The sequence below is a fragment of the Pseudomonas sp. P108 genome (genome assembly GCF_032613195.1).
Lineage (GTDB): Bacteria > Pseudomonadota > Gammaproteobacteria > Pseudomonadales > Pseudomonadaceae > Aquipseudomonas.
Map to the genome: position 1 here is coordinate 1,018,368 of NZ_CP126691.1, position 16,440 is coordinate 1,034,807.

The 16,440-nt window shown below is 60.7% G+C and carries 8 protein-coding genes and 1 pseudogene; 6 read left to right on the forward strand and 3 right to left on the reverse strand.

Going from position 1 to position 16,440, the window contains the following annotated elements:
- Nucleotides 1-272: 272 nt before the first annotated feature.
- The 4 genes from ptsP (at nt 273) to QOM10_RS04310 (ending at nt 7,547) form a co-directional block, all read left to right on the forward strand.
- On the forward strand, nt 273-3,134 hold the full coding sequence (gene ptsP, locus QOM10_RS04295) for a phosphoenolpyruvate--protein phosphotransferase (protein ID WP_150749585.1): 2,862 nt from the start codon (nt 273-275) through the stop codon (nt 3,132-3,134).
- Nucleotides 3,134-4,075 carry a 1-phosphofructokinase gene (gene pfkB / locus QOM10_RS04300; RefSeq protein WP_160038267.1) on the forward strand — a complete coding sequence of 314 codons (942 nt, stop codon included), beginning with the start codon at nt 3,134-3,136 and terminating at the stop codon, nt 4,073-4,075. The genes ptsP and pfkB overlap by 1 nt, the downstream gene beginning before the upstream one ends.
- Nucleotides 4,076-4,086: 11 nt before the next feature.
- Nucleotides 4,087-5,820, forward strand: a complete 1,734-nt coding sequence (locus QOM10_RS04305; protein WP_150776356.1) for a PTS fructose-like transporter subunit IIB — start codon at nt 4,087-4,089, stop codon at nt 5,818-5,820.
- A 185-nt stretch (nt 5,821-6,005) separates the two neighbouring features.
- A complete protein-coding gene (locus QOM10_RS04310) occupies nt 6,006-7,547 on the forward strand; it encodes an alkaline phosphatase D family protein (protein ID WP_316917669.1) in 1,542 nt (513 codons plus the stop codon).
- Between the two features lie 193 nt (nt 7,548-7,740).
- On the opposite strand, the gene QOM10_RS04315 is transcribed toward QOM10_RS04310, so the two are convergent.
- Nucleotides 7,741-10,269 carry a sulfite reductase flavoprotein subunit alpha gene (locus QOM10_RS04315; RefSeq protein ID WP_316918361.1) on the reverse strand — a complete coding sequence of 843 codons (2,529 nt, stop codon included), beginning with the start codon at nt 10,267-10,269 and terminating at the stop codon, nt 7,741-7,743.
- A gap of 236 nt (nt 10,270-10,505) precedes the next feature.
- On the reverse strand, nt 10,506-12,824 hold the full coding sequence (locus QOM10_RS04320; protein WP_316917670.1) for a TonB-dependent siderophore receptor: 2,319 nt from the start codon (nt 12,822-12,824) through the stop codon (nt 10,506-10,508).
- A 207-nt stretch (nt 12,825-13,031) separates the two neighbouring features.
- Between QOM10_RS04320 and QOM10_RS04325 the strand changes: the two genes are divergently transcribed.
- Together QOM10_RS04325 and QOM10_RS04330 are read left to right on the forward strand one after the other, a co-directional pair.
- Nucleotides 13,032-13,712, forward strand: a complete 681-nt coding sequence (locus tag QOM10_RS04325; protein WP_150749580.1) for a Fe2+-dependent dioxygenase — start codon at nt 13,032-13,034, stop codon at nt 13,710-13,712.
- Nucleotides 13,709-14,464, forward strand: a pseudogene (locus tag QOM10_RS04330) (tetratricopeptide repeat protein). Before QOM10_RS04325 ends, QOM10_RS04330 begins: the two are co-directional and overlap by 4 nt.
- A gap of 282 nt (nt 14,465-14,746) precedes the next feature.
- Here QOM10_RS04330 and QOM10_RS04335 read toward each other — a convergent pair.
- On the reverse strand, nt 14,747-15,910 hold the full coding sequence (locus tag QOM10_RS04335) for a type III PLP-dependent enzyme (protein WP_034154440.1): 1,164 nt from the start codon (nt 15,908-15,910) through the stop codon (nt 14,747-14,749).
- Between the last annotated feature and the right edge of the window lie 530 nt (nt 15,911-16,440).

The window sequence follows — 16,440 nt, forward strand, 5'->3', positions numbered from 1 at the left end:
CATTTTCGCCAATCCTACCCGATTAGGGCAGGCGACTATTGTCGCAGCGCATCCGACAAGTTGGACTTCAAGGATGGGACATTATCGAGTAACGTGCCGATCAATCTAGATTAAACGTTTCAGCAAGCGTATTTTCTACGTTTTAGACGCCTTTGGCCGGTGCTGCCGTGAAACCGCCAAAACTGCCGCTGAAAAGCAAAGCGGCAGAGCGCCTAAGCTGCAACCATCCAAAACAATACCTGGCACTCATAAAGCGCCAAAAAGGAGATCGCATGCTCGAGCTCACTATAGAGCAGATATCCATGGGCCAATCGGCTGTGGATAAACCCGCTGCCCTGCAACTGCTCGCCAATCATCTGGTGGCCGATGGTCTGGTCGCCGACGGCTACCTCGCCGGATTGCAGGCCCGGGAAGCCCAGGGCTCGACCTTTCTCGGTCAAGGTATTGCCATTCCCCACGGCACCCCGGAAACCCGCGATCAAGTGTTCGCCACTGGCGTGCGCCTGATGCAGTTCCCGGAAGGCGTGGATTGGGGCGATGGCCAGATCGTTTATCTGGCGATTGGTATCGCTGCCAAATCCGACGAACACCTGCGCCTGCTGCAACTGCTGACCCGTGCCCTCGGCGAGACCGATCTGGGCCAGGCCCTGCGGCGCGCCAGTTCCCCCGAAGCCCTGCTGAAACTGCTGCAAGGCGCGCCGCAGGAGCTGGCGCTGGATGCGCAGATGATCGGCCTCGGCGTGTCGGCCGATGATTTCGAAGAACTGGTCTGGCGTGGCGCACGTCTGTTGCGTCAGGCCGATTGTGTGAGCAACGGTTTCTCGGCGGTGCTGCAACAGGTCGAAGCACTGCCGTTGGGCGATGGTTTGTGGTGGTTGCACAGCGAGCAAACCGTGAAGCGCCCGGGCCTGGCGTTTGTCACCCCGGACAAACCGATGCGCTACCTCGGTCAGCCACTCAGTGGCTTGTTCTGTCTGGCCAGTTTGGGCGAGGCGCATCAGGCGCTGCTCGAACGTCTTTGCGCATTGCTCATCGAAGGTCGCGGCCATGAATTGGGGCGCGCCACCAGCAGCCGCAAAGTTCTCGAAGTGCTAGGCGGTGAATTGCCCGCCGATTGGCCGAGCGCACGCATTGCCCTGGCCAATGCCCATGGTCTGCACGCGCGTCCGGCGAAGATCCTTGCGCAACTGGCGAAGAGTTTTGATGGCGAAATTCGCGTGCGCATCGTCGACGGCCAGGACAGCGCAGTATCGGTGAAGAGCTTGAGCAAACTGCTCAGCCTCGGCGCCCGTCGTGGTCAGGTGCTGGAACTGATTGCCGAACCGAGCATCGCCGCTGATGCTTTGCCGGCCTTACTCGCCGCCATTGAAGAAGGCCTTGGTGAAGAAGTCGAACCGCTGCCAGCAGTAAGTCAGCAGCGCGAAGTCATCGCCGACATCGCCGAAGTGCTGATCGCTCCGGCGTCTGGCACTCAGTTGCAGGCGATCCCGGCAGCACCGGGCATTGCTATCGGGCCTGCGCATATTCAGGTGCAGCAGACCATCGATTACCCGCTGCGCGGCGAGTCCGCCGCGGTCGAGCGCGAACGCCTCAAGCAAGCCCTCAGCGATGTGCGCAGCGACATTCAAGGTCTGATCGAACGTAGCAAAGCCAAAGCCATCCGCGAAATCTTCATCACCCACCAGGAAATGCTCGACGACCCGGATCTCACCGACGAAGTCGACACCCGCCTCAAGCAGGGCGAAAGTGCCGAAGCGGCGTGGATGGCAGTGATCGAGGCGGCGGCCAAGCAACAGGAGTCGTTGCAGGACGCGTTGCTCGCCGAGCGTGCGGCGGATCTGCGCGATATCGGCCGCCGCGTGCTGGCGCAACTGTGTGGTGTGCAAACCCCGAGCGAGCCTGAGCAGCCATACATTCTGGTGATGGACGAAGTCGGCCCGTCCGACGTCGCGCGGCTGGACCCGGCGCGTGTGGCGGGGATTCTCACCGCACGCGGCGGCGCCACCGCGCACAGTGCAATCGTCGCGCGAGCGCTCGGGATTCCGGCGCTGGTCGGCGCTGGCGCAGCGGTGTTGTTGCTGGCGCCGGGCACGCCGTTGCTGCTCGACGGCCAGCGCGGTCGCCTGCATGTCGACGCCGATGCTGCGACCCTGCAACGCGCCGCCGAAGAACGCGACACTCGCGAGCAACGCCTGAAGATTGCCGCCGAACAACGCCACCAACCGGCACACACTAGCGACGGTCACGCCGTTGAAGTGTTCGCCAACATCGGCGAAAGCGCGGGCGTGATCAGCGCGGTGGAGCAAGGCGCTGAAGGCATCGGTCTGCTGCGCACCGAACTGATTTTCATGGCCCATCCGCAAGCGCCGGACGAGGCGACGCAAGAAGCCGAATACCGCCGCGTTCTTGATGGTCTCGCCGGTCGCCCGTTGGTGGTGCGAACGCTGGATGTCGGCGGCGACAAACCGCTGCCGTATTGGCCGATCGCCAAAGAGGAAAACCCGTTCCTCGGCGTGCGCGGCATTCGCCTGACCTTGCAGCGGCCGCAGATCATGGAAGCGCAATTGCGCGCCTTGCTGCGTTCGGCGGACAACCGTCCGCTGCGCATCATGTTCCCGATGGTTGGCAGCGTTGAAGAGTGGCGTCAGGCCCGTGACATGACCGAACGTCTGCGCCTGGAAATCCCGGTCGCGGATCTGCAACTGGGGATCATGATCGAAGTGCCGTCCGCCGCTTTGCTCGCGCCGGTGCTGGCCAAGGAAGTCGACTTCTTCAGCGTTGGCACCAACGACCTGACGCAATACACCCTGGCCATCGACCGCGGTCATCCGACTCTGTCGGCGCAGGCCGACGGCTTGCACCCGGCGGTGCTGCAACTGATCGACATCACAGTGCGCGCGGCCCATGCCCACGGCAAGTGGGTCGGTGTTTGCGGCGAACTCGCAGCTGATCCGCTGGCGGTGCCGGTGCTGGTTGGCCTCGGTGTCGATGAACTCAGCGTGTCAGGGCGCAGCATTGCCGAAGTCAAAGCACGCATCCGCGAACTCAGCCTGACTCAGGCGCAAACCCTTGCTCAACAGGCCCTGGCCGTGGGCAGCGCGAATGAAGTGCGCGCACTAGTGGAGGCCCTGTAATGGCCAAGATTCTTACCCTGACCCTCAACCCGGCGCTCGACCTCACCGTTGAGTTGCCACGGCTGGAGGCCGGTCAGGTCAATCGCAGCGACGAGATGCACACCCACGCCGCTGGTAAAGGCGTGAACGTCGCGCAAGTGCTGGCCGATCTAGGCCATCAACTGACGGTCAGTGGGTTTCTCGGCGAAGACAATCTGCAAGCGTTCGAAACCCTGTTCGCCAAGCGCGGTTTTGTCGACGCGTTTATCCGCGTGCCGGGTGAGACGCGCAGCAACATCAAGGTCGCCGAACAGGATGGCCGCATCACCGACATCAACGGCCCGGGGCCGGTGGTCGACGCCGCCGCGCAGCAGGCCTTGTTGGAGCGTCTGCTGCAGATCGCACCGGGTCACGACGCAGTGGTGGTGGCCGGCAGTTTGCCGCGCGGCGTCACGGCGCAGTGGTTGCGCGAGTTGATCGAACGGCTCAATCAGCTCGGTCTGAAAGTCGCCCTCGACTCCAGCGGCGAAGCGTTGCGCGAAGCCTTGAAAGCCAGTCCATGGCTGATCAAACCCAACACTGAAGAACTCGCTGATGCGCTCGGTTGCGAGGTGGTTTCGCACGCGGCGGAAGCGCAAGCAGCGGCGCGTTTGCATGCGCAAGGCATCGAGCACGTGGTGATCTCCCACGGCGCCGACGGTGTGAACTGGTTCAGCGTCGGTTCGGCACTGCACGCGACGCCACCGAAGGTCAGCGTCGCCAGCACGGTCGGTGCCGGTGATTCGTTGCTGGCCGGCATGCTTCACGGTTTGCTCAGCGCTGACACGCCTGAACAAACCCTGCGCACCGCCACCGCGATTGCGGCGATGGCGGTGACCCAGATCGGTTTCGGCATCAACGACGCTGCGCAACTGGCGCAGCTCGAACAGGGCGTGCGCGTGCGTCCCCTGACAGAACAATAAGAGGGTTTGTCATGAAATTAGCCATTGTTACGGCTTGCCCGAACGGCATGGTCACCAGTGTGCTGTGCGCGCGTTTGCTCGATGCGGCGGCGCAGCGTCAGGGTTGGAGCACCAGCGTTGAAGTGGTCGATGCGGCGCACCCGGAACGCGAGTTGTCGGCGGCGACCATTGCAGCGGCCGAGTGGGTTTTGCTGGTCGCCACAGGCGCGATCGACATGACGCGTTTTGTCGGTAAACGTGTTTTCCAGATCGCCCCGGCGCAGGCGCTGCAGGATGTTGAAGCGGTGCTGCGTCGTGGTGCTGAAGAGGCTGCGGTTTACGTCGCCAGCGCGGCTGAACCGGTTGCTGATGCGCCGCGTGCGCCACGCATCGTCGCGATTACCGCGTGCCCGACCGGTGTCGCCCACACCTTCATGGCCGCCGAAGCTTTGCAGCAAACTGCCAAGCGTCTGGGCTATGAATTGCAGGTCGAAACCCAAGGCTCGGTGGGCGCGAAAACCCCGTTGAGCGCAGCGGCGATTGCCGAGGCTGACGTGGTGTTGCTGGCGGCGGATATCGAAGTCGCCACCGAGCGTTTCGCTGGCAAGAAAATCTATCGCTGCGGCACCGGGATCGCCTTGAAGCAGTCCGAAGCCACGCTGAAAAAAGCCTTGGCCGAAGGTGCAGTGGAAAGCGCGGCGGCTGACGGCAAAGTACCAGCCAAGCAAGAGAAAACCGGCGTTTACAAACACCTGCTGACCGGTGTGTCGTTCATGCTGCCGATGGTCGTGGCCGGCGGTTTGATTATTGCGCTGTCGTTCGTGTTCGGCATCACCGCGTTCAAGGAAGAAGGCACGCTGGCCGCTGCGCTGATGCAGATCGGCGGCGAGACCGCGTTCAAGTTGATGGTGCCGTTGCTGGCGGGTTACATCGCCTATTCGATTGCTGACCGTCCAGGTCTGGCGCCGGGGATGATCGGTGGTCTGTTGGCGAGCACCTTGGGCGCTGGTTTTATCGGTGGGATCGTCGCCGGTTTCATCGCCGGTTATGCGGCCAAGGCGATCAGCCGTTATGTCGCCTTGCCGCAGAGTCTTGAGGCGCTGAAACCGATTCTGATCATCCCGCTGTTAGCCAGTCTGTTTACTGGTCTGGTGATGATTTACGTGGTCGGCAAACCGGTTGCCGGCATGCTCGGGGCGCTCACGCATTTCCTCGACAGCATGGGCACCACCAACGCGATTCTGCTCGGTGTGCTGCTCGGCGGCATGATGTGCGTCGACCTCGGCGGGCCGATCAACAAAGCCGCGTACGCGTTCTCGGTGGGGCTGCTGGCGTCGCAGAGTTATGCACCGATGGCCGCGACCATGGCGGCGGGCATGGTGCCGCCGATTGGCCTCGGTATCGCCACGTTTATTGCGCGACGCAAGTTTGCCCAGACCGAGCGCGAGGCGGGTAAAGCAGCGCTGGTGCTGGGGCTGTGCTTTATCTCCGAAGGCGCGATTCCGTTTGCCGCGAAAGATCCGTTGCGGGTGATTCCGGCGAGCATTGCTGGTGGCGCGCTGACCGGTGCGTTGTCGATGTACTTCGGCTGCAAACTGATGGCGCCGCACGGTGGCTTGTTTGTGCTGGCGATCCCGAATGCGATCAATCATGCGTTGCTGTATCTGCTGGCGATTGTCGCGGGGAGCCTCTTGACCGCCGTTGTCTACGCGACGGTCAAACGCCCGGAAGCCGTTGAGCTGGCGCTGGAACCGGCGAAGGCCTGACCGACAACATAAATCCCCTGTAGGAGTGAGCCTGCTCGCGATAGCGGTCTGTCAGTGACATGAATGTTGGCAGATATACCGATATCGCGAGCAGGCTCACTCCTACACTGGATCTGCGGTGTGTCTGGTGTCATGTGTGTTTCATGTGAGCGTGCTTAAGTTTTCCTTTTTTCAGGGAGAACACCATGAGCGATTTCAACCCCGGTCGCCGGCGTGTCATGCAAGTCGTTGGTGCTGGTCTGCTGATGCCAAGCCTGGCGCCGGCGGTGATAGCGTCGGTCAAGGACCGTCCGCAATTGACTGATGGCGTGCAGTCCGGCGACCTGCAAGGCGACCGCGCGATGATCTGGAGCCGCAGCGATCGTCCCGCGCATATGGTGGTCGAGTGGGACACCCGCAGCCAGTTTCGCCATCCACGCCGATTGGTCTCGGCGCTCGCCGATGCCCGCAGCGACTTCACCGCCCGCGTTGAACTGACCGGGCTGCCCGCCGATCAGGCGATTTTCTATCGCGTGTATTTCAAGGACGCCCGCACCGGCGTCGCCAGCGAACCGTGGCTCGGTCACCTGCGTAGCGCACCGACGGCGCGGCGCAATATTCGTTTCGTCTGGAGCGGCGATACCGTCGGCCAGGGTTTCGGCATCAACCCGGACATCGGCGGCATGCGCATCTACGAAGCGATGCGTCTGCGTTTGCCGGACTTCTTTATCCACAGCGGCGACACCATCTACGCTGACGGCCCGGTGCCCGCGCAGCTCACCACTGAAGGCGGGCGCATCTGGCGCAACCTCACCACCGAAGCCAAGAGCAAAGTCGCGCAGACCCTCGACGACTATCGCGGCAACTACCGCTACAACCTGATGGACGAAAACATCCGCCGCTTCAACGCCGAGGTGCCGCAGATCTGGCAGTGGGACGACCATGAAGTGGTCAACAACTGGTCACCGGGCAAGCAGCTCGACGAGCGTTATCAGGAGAAAGATATCCACACCCTGGTCGGACGCGCCCGCAAGGCATGGCTGGAATATTCGCCAATGCGTTTACAGGCTGCCGACGGCGGCGGGCGGATTTATCGCAAGTTGAGTTATGGGCCGATGCTCGATGTGTTCGTGCTCGACATGCGCAGTTATCGCGGCGCCAACGACGACAACCTTGGCGCGGCGAAACCGTTTCTGGGGCGTGAGCAACTGGACTGGCTCAAGCGCGGCTTGAAGAAATCCAAAGCCCAGTGGAAGGTCATTGCCGCCGACATGCCGATCGGTCTTGGTGTGCCGGATGGCGAGGTCAGTCCAGGTGTGGCGCGTTGGGAAGCGGTGGCCAACGGTGATCCGGGACCGGCGCAGGGGCGCGAGGTGGAAATCGCCGAGTTGCTCGGATTCTTGCGTGCGCAGCAGGTGCGCAATTTTGTCTTCCTCACCGCCGACGTGCACTACTGCGCGGCGCATCACTATCACCCGGATCGCGCGGCGTTTCAGGATTTCGAGCCGTTCTGGGAGTTTGTTGCGGGGCCGCTGAATGCCGGGAGCTTTGGGCCTAATCCGCTGGATAAAACCTTTGGCCCGGAGGTGGTGTTCGAGAAGGCACCGCCGGCGCAGAACACTTCGCCGTTTGCCGGGTTTCAGTTTTTTGGCGAGGTGAATATTGAAGGGGGGAGTGGGGAGATGAGTGTGGTGTTGCGGGATTTGAATGGGGTGGCGGTTTTTGAGAAGAAGTTGCAGCCCGCTTGAAGATCAAAGGCTACCCTCACCCCAGCCCTCTCCCGGAGGGAGAGGGGGCCGACGGAGGTGTCTTGCGTCATACATCGACCTGAGAGACCGAGTTGATTATGGATTCGGTAAAGCCGTCGCAGGTCGGCGTACATCTCAAGCATCCCCCAATCAGTCCCCTCTCCCTTTGGGAGAGGGTTAGGGTGAGGGGCTCTTAATAGACATCACGCCGATAGCGGCCTTGCTCAATCAGGCGTTCGACTTCAGCGGCACCGAGAATGTCGTTAAGCACTTGATCAACCCCCGAAGCCATCCCCTGCAAGCTGCCGCAAATGTAAATCACCGCCCCCTCCGCCAGCCACTTCTTCAACTCGTCAGCCGACTCACGCAAGCGATCCTGCACATAAACCTTCTCGGCCTGATCCCGCGAAAACGCCAGATCCAGCCGCTCCAGATCGCCATTGATCAACCACTCTTCCAGCTCCGCGCGACAGAGGAAATCGTGTTGACGATTGCGCTCGCCAAACAGCAACCACTGGCGCTGTTGACCGTCGGCAATCCGCGCCTTGAGCAAGCTGCGCAGTCCTGCGATGCCGGTGCCGTTGCCCAAAAGAATCATCGGCACGGGTTCGTTCGGCAGATGGAAGCCACTGTTGCGTCGAACCCGCAAACTGATGCTGCCGCCCACCGGCGCGTGCTCGGTCAGCCAGCCAGAACCAATGCCAAGCGTGCCGTCGGCATGCTGTTCCTGACGCACGATCAACTCCAGCACACCGTCGGCGGCAATCGAGGCGATCGAGTATTCGCGCATGGCCAGCGGCACCATCGCATCGACCAGCGATTGCGCATGCAAACCGACCAGATGGGCGCGGTGCTCAGGCAATTGACGCGAAGCCAGTGCCACTTCCAGCGGCTCGTCGAGGCCGTTGATTTTCACCGTGGTCTCGCCGCGAATGCCGAGGCCGTCGAGGAAATGCTCGATGGCCCACGGGCAGTTGCGCGGCAGTACTTCGACGAGGTCGCCGGCCAGCCAACTGCTGGTGTTCGGTGCGCTCAAGCCCAACAGATAAACCGGTGAGCCGCTGCTGTCCGGGTTCATCAGTTCGCGGCGGACCAGCGTCCAGTTGTCGTAGCTCGGCGCCTGCCAAGTATCGATGGGGGCTTGCCCGGTGAGCAGGCCGAGTTGGGTTTGCCAGTGACGCAGGGCATACGGATCACCGCTGTCGACTTCCACCGGAGCGAACAATGTCTTGCCGCCGTGCTCAGCCAACCAATGGTGCAGGTGTTTGGCGAAACCGCAGAAGTGCTGATACTGACGATCGCCGAGGCCAAGCACCGAGTAATTCAGGCTGTCGAGCGTTGCCGCCTTGCTCAACACCTTGCGCTCAAATCCGCGTGCGCTGTCCGGTGCTTCGCCGTCGCCGAAGGTGCTCACGACAAACAACGCATTGTTCGATTCACGCAGATCCTGCTCGCTGACATTCGCCAATGGCTGCACCTTCACCGGCAGTCCGGCGGCCTGCAATTGCCCGGCGGTCTGCCACGCCAGTTGCTCGGCAAAACCGCTCTGGCTGGCGAAACCGATCAGCCACGCCGGAGTATCGCCGGCCGGTTGAGCGAGGCCTTTGCGTGCGTCCTTGATCTGCTTTTTCTTGCGGCGGCGGTCGAGGTAGAGCAGCCAGCCGGTGATGAAAAACAGCGGCATGCACACCGCCGCAACGGTGATGATGATCCGCCCGACCAGACCGAAGTAACTGCCGACGTGCAGCGCATAAATACTGGTCAGCAGTTGCGCCTTGAAGCTCTTGTCAGCGTAGCGGTCGACGCGTTTGACCACGCCGGTGGCCGGATCGAGGGTGATCTGGTTCAGGGCGCGATCGTGCGGCGAACTGTCGAGCAGGTAGAACACCGTCGCCGGTTGACCGGCCACAGGTGGCATACGAATGTTGTAGGCAGACAGACCCGGGCCGGCTGCGCTGTAGATGCTGCTCCACATCGCGGCGTAATCGGCGGTCGGCGCCGGACCTTCCGGCGCCGGGCCACGACCGCCGCGCACGCGTTCGTTTTGCGGGGCGTCGGAGAGCAATTTGGTCAGGCCTTTGTTGTACCACTCGTACGACCACGACAATCCGGTCAACGCCAGCAGCAGATAGACCAGCAGGCACCAGGTGCCGGCTACCGAGTGCAGATCCCAGTTGAAGGCGCGGCCCTTTTTCTTCCAGTCCAGCGTCAGCCATACGCGCCAGCTGTTCCACTGACGCGGCCAGCGCAGGTACAGGCCGGAGAGGCAGAAAAACAGCAGGATCAGCGTACAGGCGCCGGTGATGTTGCGCCCGGTATCGCCCATGGCGAGGAAACGGTGCAGTTGCAGCATCAGGCCGAAGAAGTCCTGGCCGACGGCGTTGCCCATGAATTCGCCGGTGTAGGGATCGAAATAGCGCATCTCACCGCGACGCTCGCCTTTGGGCGGCGTGAAGAAGACGCGAGCCGCGTTGCCGCTGTCGGTTTCGACCCAGAGCATCGAAACCTTCTTGCCCGACGTGGCTTCGATGCGCTCGACCAGTTCGACCGGCGGCAAGACACCGGCGACCTGTTTTTCTACTTGCAGGACGGACGGGTTCAGCGCCCGCAGGATTTCGTCCTGAAACGAATAGGCCGCGCCGGTGATGCCCATCAACGCCAGCACCAGGCCTGCGGTGATGCCAAAAAACCAGTGCAACTGGAACAGGGTTTTCTTCAACACGTCACTCGCCGTCCGTTCGGAAATTGTCTTCACGGCGCGCATTATGCCGTGGGTTATCGAGAAGCGTTCTTTCTTACGCACAAAAGCCCCGTTCAATTGAATGAACGGGGCCAAGCCTTGCGGCGTATTCCCTGTAGGAGTGAGCCTGCTCGCGATAGCGGTGTGTCATTCAATCAATTTGCTGACTGACACAACCCCATCGCGAGCAGGCTCACTCCTACAGTTTCCAATATCGGTCAGAAGTGGAAGTTGGTGCTCAACAGTGCCGTACGGCCCGCCGCCTGGTTGGCGAAGTGGGTCGAGAAGGCTTTGTCGTAATAGGTTTCGTTGGTCAGGTTCTGCACGTTGAGTTGCAGGTCGACGTTCTTGGTCAGCTTGTACGCCGCCATTGCGTCGTAGCGAACATACGAGTCAACCATGGTGGTGTTGGCCACGCTGCCGTACACGTCGTCGACGTAGAACGCACCGCCACCGATGGTCAGCTTCGGCGTGACCTGGTAAGTGGTCCACAGGCTGGCACTGTTTTTCGGCGTGTTAGGCAGTTCGTTACCATCGTTGGCCTTGCCCATCGGGCCGCCGTCGATTTGTTCGCTGTCCATGAAGGCGTAACCGGCGAACACTTGCCACTTGTCGGTGATCTTGCCGCTGGCCGACAGCTCGACACCTTGCACACGGGTCTTGCCGGCGTTTTCGTACGAGGTGGTGTCGACTTGCACACGAGCGTTTTCTTTCTCGGTGCGGAAGATGTCAGCGGTCAGCGACAGGCGATCATTGAGCAGATCCCACTTGGTGCCGATTTCATAGTTCTTGGTGGTTTCCGGCTCCATGTCGCTGCTCAGCAGATTACCGCTGCGATCCGGGGTGCCGCCCAACGGGTTGCCTTCCTGACCTTCGCCCAAGGTGTTGCCCGGTGGCGTGGCCGAGGTGGCGTAGGAGGCGTAAATGCTGCCGTTTTCCGCAGGCTTGTAGACGACGCCGAACTGACCGGTGACGAACTCGCTGGTGTCATCACCCTTGGTCGTGGTGGTGCCAGCGGCGTTGTAGGACTTGTAGTCGGTGTCGAAGTGGTCGTAACGCAGACCCATGTTCACCAGCCACTGCTCGTTCAGTTCCAGGGTGTCGAACACATACAGTGCGTAGGTGTTGGCCTGGGTGTCGGTGCCAGCGTAGTTGCGCGAGATTGCGCCGTTCCACGGATCGTTCGGGTTCGGGTTCGACAGCGAGGTGCAGTTGTAGCCACTCGAAGCGCCGACCATCGATGGGGTGCAGTTAGTGCTGGAGTTGCCCGGTGTGCGCGGCGTGGTGTCGGTGTTGACGTTATACGAGGACTTCTGGCTTTCCTCACGGGTGTATTCAACGCCGGTGGAGAAGCTGTTCTTGAAGCCGGCGACGTAGAAGTTACCGAACAGGTCGGTCTGGTTGGTGGTGGTCTCGGTGTTGCTCACCCGCGTATTCGCCCGACGCCATACCGTGCCGTTGTTGACGTTGCCCTTGCTGTCGTCCGGCTGGGTCAGGATGTAATCCTGCATGCTGGTGCCGTGACGCAGGGTGTTCTTGATCGTCAGCGAGTCGCTCAGGTCATGCTCGATGGCGAAGGTCGCGGTGTCGGTGCGGCCCTTGCGGAAGTCGCGATCCAGGCCGTAGAAATTGCTGTGGTCACCACCGGCGTATGGCTTGTCCGGATTGGACTTGGTGCGTGCAGCGGAGCCGCCGGCAGGAATGGTGTACGGCACGCCCGAATCCGGGGTGTCGTTGCTTTCGAGATGGTAATAATCGAGGTTGACGCGGGTGTCGGTGCCCAGGCCAAACGCCAGGGACGGGGCGATACCCCAACGGTCGTAGTCGACCTTGTCGCGACCGGCGACATTGCTCTCGTGGCTCATCAGGTTCAGACGGCCAGCAGCGGTGTCGCTGAACTGGTAGTTGCCGTCGAGGGTGTAACGCTGGGTCTGGTCGGAGCCCCAGGTGAAACCACCGTCGAACGAGTTGCCCAAGTGCGCTTTCTTGCTCACCAGGTTGATGCTGCCGCCTGCCGCGCCGCGACCGCCAATGGCGGAGTTCGGGCCCTTGCTGACTTCAATGTTTTCCACGGCGAAGATCTCGCGGCTCTGCGAACCGGTGTCGCGCACGCCGTCGAGGTAGGTGTCGCCCTGGGCGTCGAAACCGCGAATGAACGGACGGTCGCCCTGGGGGTTGCCGCCTTCACCGGCGCCGAAGGTGATGCCGGGCACGGTGCGCAGTGCGTCCTGCATGTTCAGGGCGCCGGTGTCTTTCAGAACCTGTTGCGGAATAACGGTGACCGAGCGCGGCGTGTCGACCAGCGGCGCGGTGTACTTGGGCGAGGAGGCTTTTTCGACCTGGTAGGACGTAGAGTCCTGCGCTTCGCCGGTGATGGCGGTGGCGTCCAGGGCGATGGCATTGCCGGCGGCTTTGCTGTCGGTTTTTTCAGCGGCGAACACCATCTGGCCAGCGGAGCCGGCGGTGATTGCCACACCGATTGCAGAGGCGAGCAGACGTGGTGAACTGACCGGTAATTGTGCGTGTTGACGTGCCATTTTTATTCCCCTCCCCAAGGATTTGAGGCGGCGGAATATAGGTTAAACAAGTATTCGTATCAATTGCGAAATATTGTTATTCGCACTGAATTTACATTCTTTACAATTTAACCTTACGGTTTTTGCCAGTTCATTCGTCTCTCGGGTTTTACACGGTCAATAAGAATCAATACCATTGCCGCCTCTTTGCCATCAGGTGACATCGCCATGCTGCTGCACATCCCCGGACTGTTCGCAAAAGACGAAGTGCAGCGCATTCGTGACGCGCTGGAGCAGGCCGATTGGGCCGATGGCAAGATCACCGCCGGCTTTCAGTCAGCGAAGGCCAAGCACAATCTGCAATTGCCTGAAGGTCATCCGTTGGCCAAGGAAATCGGCGCGGCGATGCTGGAACGGCTGTGGAAAAATCCGTTGTTCATGTCCGCCGCGTTGCCGCACAAAGTCTTCCCGCCGTTGGTGAACTGTTACACCGCCGGTGGCAGCTTCGATTTCCACATCGACAACGCCGTGCGCCAGCCCAAGGGCAGTATCGAGCGGGTGCGCACCGATTTGTCGGCGACGCTGTTCTTTAGCGAACCGGAGGATTACGACGGCGGCGAGCTGGAAATCCAGGACACTTACGGTACGCAGCGGGTGAAGTTGCCGGCTGGTGACATGGTTTTGTATCCCGGCACCAGCCTGCACAAGGTCAACGCGGTCACTCGCGGTGCGCGTTATGCGTCGTTCTTCTGGACGCAAAGTCTGGTGCGCGAAGACAGTCAGCGCGCGTTGCTGTTCGAGATGGACGGCGCGATTCAGCAGCTCACCAGCGACATGCCTGATCATCCTTCGCTGATCCGCCTCACCGGCACCTATCACAACCTGCTGCGGCGTTGGGTTGAGGTATGACTTTTCAAATACGTCGCGAGGAAATCCTCAGCGGCGAACAACTCAGCGCCATGCTCGCCGAAAGTCCTGCCCGTGCCGCGCAAGCGATTTTGCTCGCGGCGGGTCAGGGCGAGGTTGAAGCGCAAGCGCTGCTAGGCCAGATCCTGCTGGATGGCCAGGGAATCGCATAGGATCAAGCGCTGGCGCTGCGCTGGTTCGGCATCGCCGCCGGACGCGGGCATCTGATGGCGCGCAACATGCTCGGGCGTTGTCATGAGCATGGTTGGGGTTGTTCGGCAAATGCGGCGATTGCCGCGCAGCACTATCGGATTGCGGCGGAGGCCGGACTGGATTGGGCGATGTACAACCTCGCCAATCTGCTGGCGACCGGGCGGGGAGTGGAGGTGGATCATCTGCAGGCGCTGGCGCTGTATCGCCGCGCGGCTGAACTGGGCCATGCGAAATCGATGAATCTGCTGGGGCGGTATCTGGAAGAAGGGCTGGTGTGCCCGGCGGATCCGACGGCGGCGCGTGAGTGGTATCGGCGCTCGGCGGAGGGTGGGGATTTTCGTGGGCAGTTCAGTTTCGCTGCAGTTTTAGCGGATGAGGGGCGGATTGATGAGGCGGTCGATTGGCTTGAGAAAGCTTTGGCCGGCGGTAATCCGAATTTTCTGCGGGTGGCGAGTCAGACGCTGTCAGGTGCGACAGATCCCAGGGTTCAGGGGATGGCTGCTCGGTTCGCGCTTCGATGCACAGACTTGCAGCGCGTCTGAACTCGCAAGCCCTCACCCTAACCCTCTCCCGGAGGGAGAGGGGACTGACCGGGGGATATTGAAGAGTTACGCCGACCTGAAAGTGCTTTGCCGAATCCATAATCGACACGGTCTCTCCGGTCGGTGAATGACGCTTTACACCTCGGTCGGCTCCCTCTCCTTTGGGAGAGGGCTGGGGTGAGGGATCTCGGTCTCAAGTACCCCGCAAAACATCAAGCCGAACGCACAGGCACAAAAAAGCCCATGACACGTCATGGGCTTTTTGCATTACGGCTTCAGCGCTTACACGTAAAACGACTTCAACGGCGGAAAGCCATTGAACTCAACCGCGCTGTAACTGGTGGTGTATGCACCGGTCGACAACCAGTACAGACGATCACCGATCGCCAGGTTCAGCGGCAGACCGTACTTGTAGTTCTCGTACATGATGTCGGCGCTATCGCAAGTCGGTCCGGCGATGACGACTTCTTCCATCTCGCCTTTCTTCTCGGTCCAGATCGGGAACTTGATCGCTTCGTCCATGGTTTCGATCAGGCCGGAGAACTTGCCGACATCGGTATAAACCCAACGTTCAACAGCGGTGCGCGACTTGCGTGCAACCAGCACCACTTCGCTGACCAGAATACCGGCGTTGGCGATCAGCGAACGGCCCGGCTCAAGAATGATTTCCGGCAGATCATCACCGAAGTCTTCCTTCAGGAAGCGGATGATTTCTTCGGCGTAGGTTTCCAGGCTGTTGGTGCGGGTGATGTAGTTGGCCGGGAAGCCACCGCCCATGTTGATCAGCTTGAGGTGGATGCCGTCTTCTTCTTTCAAGCGCTCGAAGATCACTTTGACCTTGGCGATCGCCGCATCCCAAACGCTGATGTCGCGCTGTTGCGAACCGACATGGAACGAGATGCCATAAGGCACCAGGCCGAGGTCACGAGCAAGGATCAGCAGGTCCATGGCCATGTCGGTCTGGCAGCCGAATTTGCGCGACAGAGGCCAGTCAGCCGTGGTCGAGCCTTCGGTGAGGATGCGCACATAGACTTTCGAGCCCGGTGCAGCCTTGGCGATGTTGCGCAGGTCGGCTTCGGAGTCGGTGGAGAACAGACGCACGCCCTTCTCGTAGAAGTAGCGGATGTCCTTGGATTTCTTGATGGTGTTGCCGTAGCTGATACGGTCGGCGCTGACGCCACGATCCATTACCTTGTCCAGTTCGTAGATCGAGGCGATGTCGAAGCTCGAACCTTTTTCTTTGAGCAGGTCGATGATCTCGACGGCCGGGTTGGCCTTGACCGCGTAGTAGACCTTGGCGAATTCGAAACCGGCGCGCAGGTCATCGTAGGCCTGGGCGATCATCGCGGTGTCGATCACCACGAACGGGGTTTCCTGTTTGTCGGCGAACGCCTTCATTTTGTCGAATGTAGCGCGCGCGAAATAGTCTTCGACCTGGATCGACATGCTGGGAACTCCTACTGGCAAACTAAGTTAATCAATGGGTGCAAATGAACGCCCTCCGTATCCCCACTTTGGTTCGCCTACTTCCCAAGGCATGTCGCCGAAAGCAAAAAGGCCATGGGATGTGCAGCTTTCCCTTGGCCTTGCTGTCTCGTCGTCAGTACTTGAGCCGGATGGATCGTTTCCAGCATGGACGTTCGGCGCGAACTTTAGGGCGTGAGGGGCGTGAGATCAACTAAAAATGTCGCGTTTTTGCACGCTTCTGACGTGCGTCGCGTTCATCACTCTTTGTAGCCGACCGAGATGACGGGCAGATGTTCCCCGAGAATTTTCAAGTGTTAAAAATACCTGCACGTTCGCGGATTATGTCGGCGAAGTCGTGGGTAAGTGTGATGGGCGCAACATCGGCGACGTTGGCGGCGAGAGGGGCGTATGGAGGGGGTTTTAGTTGTTTCAGAAGCGCTTGTTGGTGTGTTCTCTGAGTGACGTGTGTTGAGATTCTTTTCCAGCTGGCGAATGAAGAAAAAATCACG

Coding starts and splice junctions, on each gene's coding strand:
- QOM10_RS04325 (WP_150749580.1), top strand. CDS start 13,032: ATGCTGCTGCACATCCCCGGACTGTTCGCAAAAGACGAAGTGCAGCGC.
- QOM10_RS04320 (WP_316917670.1), bottom strand. CDS start 12,824: ATGGCACGTCAACACGCACAATTACCGGTCAGTTCACCACGTCTGCTC.
- QOM10_RS04335 (WP_034154440.1), bottom strand. CDS start 15,910: ATGTCGATCCAGGTCGAAGACTATTTCGCGCGCGCTACATTCGACAAA.
- QOM10_RS04305 (WP_150776356.1), top strand. CDS start 4,087: ATGAAATTAGCCATTGTTACGGCTTGCCCGAACGGCATGGTCACCAGT.
- QOM10_RS04310 (WP_316917669.1), top strand. CDS start 6,006: ATGAGCGATTTCAACCCCGGTCGCCGGCGTGTCATGCAAGTCGTTGGT.
- ptsP (WP_150749585.1), top strand. CDS start 273: ATGCTCGAGCTCACTATAGAGCAGATATCCATGGGCCAATCGGCTGTG.
- pfkB (WP_160038267.1), top strand. CDS start 3,134: ATGGCCAAGATTCTTACCCTGACCCTCAACCCGGCGCTCGACCTCACC.